Here is a 726-nt window from a genome sequence, read left to right on the forward strand (position 1 = left end):
GCCCGCGTGAGCAGGAGCTGGCGCGCCAGGGCCGCCCCCACGAGGCTGACCGTGACGGCGGCCATCAGCCGCGGCGCGACGGCCGCCGCGATGCCGAGCGCCAGCAGGGCGGCGCCCGCCGCGAGGGCCGGGACCAGGATGCCGACCGCGAGCAGGCCGTCGACGGCCCGCAGGCCCTCGCCCGCGTGGGCCGCCATCGCCCGCGCGTCGTCGCGGCCGGCCGGGCCGGAGCGCAGGATGGCGCTCGTCGCGAGGTCGTGCAGCCGCGCCACCGCCCGCCCCTGGGCGGCGAAGCACAGCCGGCCCACGAGCCAGCCGAGCCCGGCGAGGCACAGGGCCACGGCCACGAGGCCGGCGAGCGCCCAGAGGGCGAGGGCGCGCTCGCCGAGCATCCAGCCCGGCAGGACCACGAGGCCGCCGTCGCCCAGGCGCTCCGGCAGCGGCAGGACGACGCGCAGGAAGCGGACCGGGCCCTCCGCCGGATCGGCGAGGGCGAGGAGCTCGTCGACGAGGTCGCGCAGCAGCAGGAGCCCGATCCCCACCAGGGGACCGCCGACCCCGAGGGCGGCGAGGATCGCGGCGGCGTGCTGGCGCGGCGCGCTGCGCCACGCGAAGGTGATCGGGTCACGGTCCATGCGCGGCCCTGCCGGCGGCCGGGCCGTCGCTGACGGCGCGCCCCCTCACGCGACGGTCCCGCGTGGCAGCGCGCCCGCCCCGTGCGGCGCC

Annotated in this window: 1 pseudogene; it reads right to left on the reverse strand. The window is 81.0% G+C overall.

Annotated features, from left to right (window positions below):
• Positions 1–635: pseudogene (locus DT057_RS35115) on the reverse strand (ABC transporter ATP-binding protein); the annotation flags it as partial.
• Positions 636–726 lie beyond the last annotated feature (91 nt).

Source organism: Methylobacterium crusticola, from assembly GCF_003574465.1.
In the GTDB taxonomy this organism is placed as follows: Bacteria; Pseudomonadota; Alphaproteobacteria; order Rhizobiales; family Beijerinckiaceae; genus Methylobacterium; species Methylobacterium crusticola.